The organism is Aeromonas sp. S11(2024) (genome assembly GCF_041402345.1).
GTDB lineage: Bacteria > Pseudomonadota > Gammaproteobacteria > Enterobacterales > Aeromonadaceae > Aeromonas > Aeromonas veronii.
The window spans coordinates 43,188-49,370 of sequence record NZ_JBGLRC010000032.1 but is presented as its reverse complement, the minus strand read 5'-3'; the positions used below and the strand labels follow the sequence as shown (position 1 = coordinate 49,370).

Here is a 6,183-nt window from a genome sequence, read left to right as displayed (position 1 = left end):
TATTTACAACGCGGAGCGGCCGCATCATGCGTTGAAATACAGAACCCCCGATGCGGTACATAGGGGGTTCTGAGTAGAGAAATGCTAGTTGAAAATGTGTAAACCTATTTCTGGACTAGACACGGGATCTGCCATCATTCATTGCAGAGCAGAGCAGAGCAGAGCAGAGCAGAGCAGAGCAGAGCAGAGCAGAGCAGAGCAGAGCAGAGCAGAGCAGAGCAGAGCAGAGCAGAGCAGAGCAGAGCATAGGCCATTGTGGAATAGGAAGAGTGGGTTAGTGCCAGATTTCAGCGCAGATGGTGGGGGGGAGGTGACGCCACACTAATGAACCTGATCTACATCTCTCTAGCGGGGCAGATAGCAAGAAGGGAGCCTGAGGCTCCCTTCTTTGTTAGCGGTAATGTGATGGCTGCTGGCTAGAACCAGAAGCCGATGATAAAGGAGCCCGCCAGGGTCAGCATCACGTTGGCCACCGCATAGGTACCGGCATAACCGAGCGCCGGAATGGAGCTGTTGGCTGCCTCGTTGACCACATCCATCGCCGGGGCACAGGTACGGGCACCTGTGATGGCACCGAGCAGCAGTGCCGGGTTCATCTTGAGCACCCAGACCCCGAACAGATAGCCGACCAGCACTGGCAAGGTGGTCACCAGCATGCCGGAGAAGAGCACTACCGTACCCACCTCGCTGAGGTGGTCGAGGATGCCGCCACCGGCTTTCAGGCCCGTGCTCACCATAAAGACCGCCAGACCAAGATCCTTGGCCAATCTGAGCGCGCCGGGCGGCACATAGCCGACCGTCGGGTGGTTGGCCCGCAGGTAACCCATCAGAATGCCTGCCAGCAGCAGGCCGACGGCGTTGCCGAGACCGAATTCGATCTGACCGAACACCAGCGAAACGGAGCCGATCAGCAGGCCGAGTACGAAGAAGGTGGTGAAGGCCACCAGATCCGTGGTCTGGCTGTGGATGCTGATAAAGCCGATCTTGTTGGCCAGCAGTTTGACCCGCTGCTTCTCGCCGCTGATCTGCAACACGTCGCCCTTTTGCAGCATGATGTTGCGATCGAACGGCATCTCGATCTGGGAGCGCACTACCCGGTTGAGGAAGCACCCTTTCTCGGTGAGGTTGAGCTCCACCAGATGGCGGCCTACCACGGAGTCATTCTTTACCACTATCTCTTCGGTAACGATCTGTAGGTCAAGCAAGTTGCGGTCGAAAACCTCTTTACCGTTGCGATAGTTGACGTCCAGCTTCTCGTGGCTCTCGGGATAGCCCACCAGGGCGATCTCATCCCCTTCCTGAATGACGGCATCGCCATCGGGACTGGCCAGAATGCCGTTGCGACGGATTCGCTCTACATAGCAGCCGGTATGGGGATAGATGCCGGTCTCGCGCAGGGTACGGCCACCGATCCAGGCTGCCAGTTCGGGGCCCACCCGATAGGCGCGGATGATGGGCAGATAGGTCTTGCGACTCTCGCTGTCGGAGAGACCCCGCTCGCGGGCGATTTTTTGCGCCTCGGTATTGAGATCGAGTCGTGCCAGCGACGGGAGATAGCGCACCACCAGCATCAGGCCAACCAGACCCACCAGATAGGTCAGGGCGTAGCCGATGCCCATGTTGTCCAGCACCGCCTGCATATCGGTTTGATGAGGCAGGTTGAGCAGACCGCTACGCAAGGCATCCTGGGCACCCACCAGCGCCGGGGTCGAGGTGAGGGAACCGGCCAGGATCCCCGCCGCCATGCCCGGCCCCAGATTGAAGAACTTGGCCAGCCCCACCGTCAGCAGCAGGGCGGTCAGCAAGATCACCAGGGTCAGGGTGATGTAGTGGATGCCGTCGCGCAGGAAGACGCTGAAGAAGTGAGGGCCTGCCTCGATCCCCACACAGAAGATGAATAGCATAAAGCCGACGTTTTCAGTGGTGGCCGCAAATTCGAAGCCCATCTGGCCAAACAGCAGGGCGGTAAACAGCACACCTATGGTGTTGCCAATCTGAAAGTTGCCAATTCGCACCTTGCCAAGCAGCAGGCCGAAGGCCAATACCACGAACAGCAGCAGGGAGTCGCTTTGATGTAGCAGTGTCACGAAATCTATGGTCATGCCCGGAAAAACCGAGGAAAAAAGTGGGGTCGATATTGTGCCGGATCTATCCCCAATAAAGAAGCGCAGGGAAGCGATTAATCGGACGTTATCGGACGCTATTTGTGGAACCGGCGGCGTGATAGGGAGACAAGCGGATGAAATCTGGCAATTTTTGCTGTAACCGTCGTTGTCAATTAGTGAAATCTGCTGCCCGCGACCGAAGTGCTCTGGCGCAGGCCGATATTTTAGATTCTGCTGTTCAGCTGCTTGGCGGGGATCAGTTTCAGCAGATTCAACCGATGGCCGCCATGGTGGATAGAGGGGCAAATCAGCTTGATATTTGCCCGTTCGCCCACGGGGCATGGGTTGGCAAAAAGATGCTTCTGAAAAGTGCCAATAGAGCCTGTCACCAGGTGGTTTCGGAGGGAGCAAAAAAACAGCATAAAATCAGGTTGGCCAGCAAAATGACTCTTTGCCGGGGGCCATCAAGGGCAATCCTGCGTCCTGACGGGGCTTGCTGCACTTACCCACAGAATCTGTGGATAACCCTGTTTATGAAACTTGTTTATCGCCCTGAAAGCCGCGCCAGCACTGGGATGCAAGGGCTGTTCAAAAAATACCGGAAGAAAAATGTTTGTATAAAAATCAAATAGTTAGATGCGACAGGAGAATACTCTGTCGTGCCGGAACGGGTAACAAAAGGGAGCGTCAGCAGCAAGAAGGATCTTGTGCATTAAAATTGGCAGGAGAGGGCACTAAAGTGGATAACTTGCACCGAGATGGTGAGAAATTGGCTCCCCCGACTGGACTTGAACCAGTGACATACGGATTAACAGTCCGCCGTTCTACCGACTGAACTACGGGGGAACATCAGGCAAGGAGGAGCATCATACAGAAGGTGTCCTGGGTGGTCAAGCCATTCGCGGGATGATGGCACCGGTGTACCGCTGCCAAACCCTCGGTTACACTGCTCCTCTGCTGTTTTGTGTCGGGAGTGTTCATGAGCAAATTGTTCAAGTTAGCCAGCCAGTTTCAACCCGCCGGGGATCAGCCCTCGGCGATTGCCCAACTGCTGGATGGCATCGAGTCAGGGCTGGCCCATCAGACCCTGCTCGGGGTGACCGGTTCGGGCAAGACCTTCACCATGGCCAACGTCATCGCCACCCTGAACCGCCCGACCATGATCCTGGCTCCCAACAAGACCCTGGCCGCCCAGCTCTATGGTGAGATGAAGGAGTTCTTCCCCGACAACGCGGTGGAGTATTTCGTCTCCTACTACGACTATTACCAGCCCGAAGCCTATGTGCCGACCACTGACACCTTTATAGAGAAGGATGCCTCGATCAACGATCACATCGAGCAGATGCGATTGTCCGCCACCAAGGCACTGCTGGAGCGGCGCGACGTGGTGATCGTCGCCTCGGTGTCGGCCATCTATGGTCTGGGGGATCCCCAAGCTTATCTGAGCATGATGCTGCATCTCAAAGTGGGGGATGTGATCAACCAGCGGGATATCCTGCGCCGTCTCGCCGAGCTGCAGTACACCCGTAACGACATGGCGTTTCAACGCGGTACTTTCCGGGTGCGCGGTGAAGTGATCGACATCTACCCTGCCGAATCGGACAAGCTGGCCCTGCGGGTAGAGCTGTTTGATGAAGAGGTGGAGCGCCTCTCCCAGTTCGACCCGCTGACCGGCGCCATCGAGCAGACGGTGGTGCGCTATACCATCTACCCCAAGACCCACTACGCTACCCCGCGGGAGACCATTCTGGGGGCTATCGAGCATATCAAGGAGGAGCTGCGCAGTCGCCGCGAGCAGCTGTTGTCTCTCAACAAGCTGGTGGAGGAGCAGCGCATCAGCCAGCGCACCCAGTTCGACATGGAGATGATGCAGGAGCTGGGTTACTGCTCCGGCATCGAGAACTACAGCCGCTACCTCTCCGGCCGTGCGCCGGGGGAGCCGCCGCCCACCCTGTTTGACTACCTGCCGGGGGATGGTTTGCTCATCATCGATGAGTCCCATGTCACGGTGCCGCAGATTGGCGCCATGTTCAAAGGGGACCGCTCCCGCAAGGAGACCCTGGTGGAGTACGGCTTCCGGCTCCCCTCGGCGCTGGACAACCGGCCGCTCAAGTTCGACGAATTTGAAGCGCAGATGCCGCAGACGGTGTTTGTTTCGGCGACTCCCGGCCCCTACGAGCTGGAGAAATCCGGCGGCGATGTGGTGCAGCAGGTGGTGCGCCCAACCGGCTTGCTCGATCCGGAGATCGAGGTGCGTCCGGTGACCACGCAGGTGGACGATCTGCTCTCCGAGATCCGCAAGCGGGTCGCCGTCGAGGAGCGGGTGCTGGTCACGACCCTGACCAAGCGGATGGCGGAAGACTTGACCGAGTATCTGGCGGAGCACGACGTCAAGGTGCGCTATCTCCACTCCGATATCGACACGGTCGAGCGGGTGGAGATCATCCGCGATCTGCGCCTCGGCAAGTTCGATGTACTGGTGGGCATCAACCTGCTGCGGGAAGGTCTCGACATGCCGGAGGTGTCGCTGGTGGCGATTCTGGATGCGGATAAAGAGGGCTTCCTGCGCTCGACCCGCTCGCTGATCCAGACCATCGGCCGGGCGGCGCGTAACCTCAACGGCAAGGTCATTCTCTACGGCGATACCATCACCAACTCGATGAAGGTCGCCATTGAGGAGACCGAGCGGCGCCGCGCCTTGCAGCATGCCTATAACCTCAAGCATGGGATCACCCCCAAAGGGCTCAACAAATCCATTGGCGATGTGATGGATATGGGGGGCAGCCGCACGGCAGGCAAACCAGGCAAGGGGATGCGCAAGGCAGCCGAGCCGCAAGGGGAGTACCATGTCCGCTCAGCCAGCGAGATTGCCAAAGAGATCAAGCGGATGGAGGAACAGATGTTCCAACATGCCCGGGATCTGGAGTTCGAACAGGCGGCGGCACTGCGGGATCAGATCCAGCGGCTGCGCAGCGAGTTGATCGAATCATGAGCCGTAAACGCTGGCTGATTTGGCAACGACTTCGTCGTCTTTATCAGGGCTTTCGCCATCCCGGTACCCCCTGGTGGGCGAGGGGCCTGGTGATCCTTATCCTGCTCTATGGCATCAGTCCGGTGGATCTTATCCCCGACGTGGTGCCCTTGCTGGGTTGGTTCGATGATGTGACCCTGCTGCTGGTGTTGCTATGGGGCTGGGAGCGTTGTCTTCCCCCAGCAGTGCGCAGCGAGCTGGAACAGGCCTCCTAGTTCACCTTTTCAACACCACGCTCGACATCACTCTTTGTGTTCCCACCCTCGACGGAAGCGGAAAAACGGTTTCATTTGAAGGTGGGCGCTGCGGGATGAAAAAGAGGCTGCCCCGGTGATTGTCGCCCGGATGGCATTGGCGTAGACTCCACGCCGTTCACTTTATGGGTATGGAAAAAATGGATCTGATCCTCTTTGCAATCGACTTTATCCTGCACGTTGACGTGCATTTGAAAGAGCTGTTCGAGAACTATGGCGTCTGGGTTTACGCCATCCTGTTTCTCATCATCTTCTGTGAAACCGGCTTGGTAGTGACGCCGTTCCTGCCGGGTGACTCCCTGCTGTTTGCCGCCGGTGCGCTTACCGTGGGCAGCGTGCTGGACGTCCATACCCTGGCGGCCGTGCTGATCATCGCTGCCGTGCTGGGCAACGTGGTCAACTACACCATTGGTCACTTCTTCGGCGAGCAGCTGTTCCGCAACCCGGACTCCAAAATCTTCCGCCGGGATTATCTGGAGAAGACCCACGCCTTCTATGCCAAGCATGGTGGCAAGACCATCATCATCACCCGCTTCCTGCCTATTGTGCGTACCTTTGCGCCGTTCGTGGCAGGGATGGGGGCCATGACCTATCCGCGCTTCCTGGCGTTCAACCTGGTTGGCGGCCTGCTGTGGGTACTCTCCTTCGTCTATGCCGGCCACTTCTTTGGCAATCTGCCGGTGGTGCGTCACAACTTTACCCTGCTGATCTTCGGCATCATCGGTATCTCCCTGTTGCCCATGGTAATCGGCGCGGTCAAGGCCAAGATGAGTACAGCCAAGGCATAACCAGA

At 57.9% G+C, this 6,183-nt stretch carries 5 protein-coding genes and 1 tRNA gene; 4 read left to right on the top strand and 2 right to left on the bottom strand.

What is annotated here, in order from left to right:
- Positions 1-416 precede the first annotated feature (416 nt).
- Positions 417-2,102 (bottom strand): aspartate:alanine antiporter, encoded by a 1,686-nt coding sequence (locus tag ACB040_RS18775; protein WP_005336899.1) that lies wholly within the window; start codon positions 2,100-2,102, stop codon positions 417-419.
- Between the two features lie 137 nt (positions 2,103-2,239).
- Between ACB040_RS18775 and ACB040_RS18770 the strand changes: the two genes are divergently transcribed.
- Complete coding sequence (locus ACB040_RS18770; RefSeq protein ID WP_047437735.1) at positions 2,240-2,737, top strand: hypothetical protein; 498 nt, start codon at positions 2,240-2,242, stop codon at positions 2,735-2,737.
- Positions 2,738-2,875: 138 nt separating this feature from the next.
- Here the strand turns inward: ACB040_RS18770 and ACB040_RS18765 are convergent.
- Positions 2,876-2,951, bottom strand: a tRNA-Asn gene (locus ACB040_RS18765).
- A 133-nt stretch (positions 2,952-3,084) separates the two neighbouring features.
- Between ACB040_RS18765 and uvrB the strand changes: the two genes are divergently transcribed.
- The 3 genes from uvrB (at position 3,085) to ACB040_RS18750 (ending at position 6,178) form a co-directional block, all read left to right on the top strand.
- A complete protein-coding gene (gene uvrB, locus ACB040_RS18760) occupies positions 3,085-5,097 on the top strand; it encodes an excinuclease ABC subunit UvrB (RefSeq protein WP_371156007.1) in 2,013 nt (670 codons plus the stop codon).
- On the top strand, positions 5,094-5,351 hold the full coding sequence (locus ACB040_RS18755; RefSeq protein ID WP_043820318.1) for a YkvA family protein: 258 nt from the start codon (positions 5,094-5,096) through the stop codon (positions 5,349-5,351). Before uvrB ends, ACB040_RS18755 begins: the two co-directional genes overlap by 4 nt.
- A gap of 179 nt (positions 5,352-5,530) precedes the next feature.
- Positions 5,531-6,178: a DedA family protein gene (locus ACB040_RS18750; RefSeq protein WP_041202713.1), complete on the top strand. Its 648-nt coding sequence runs from the start codon at positions 5,531-5,533 to the stop codon at positions 6,176-6,178.
- The last annotated feature ends 5 nt before the right edge of the window (positions 6,179-6,183 follow it).

Coding starts and splice junctions, on each gene's coding strand:
- ACB040_RS18775 (WP_005336899.1), bottom strand. CDS start 2,102: ATGACCATAGATTTCGTGACACTGCTACATCAAAGCGACTCCCTGCTG.
- ACB040_RS18770 (WP_047437735.1), top strand. CDS start 2,240: ATGAAATCTGGCAATTTTTGCTGTAACCGTCGTTGTCAATTAGTGAAA.
- uvrB (WP_371156007.1), top strand. CDS start 3,085: ATGAGCAAATTGTTCAAGTTAGCCAGCCAGTTTCAACCCGCCGGGGAT.
- ACB040_RS18755 (WP_043820318.1), top strand. CDS start 5,094: ATGAGCCGTAAACGCTGGCTGATTTGGCAACGACTTCGTCGTCTTTAT.
- ACB040_RS18750 (WP_041202713.1), top strand. CDS start 5,531: ATGGATCTGATCCTCTTTGCAATCGACTTTATCCTGCACGTTGACGTG.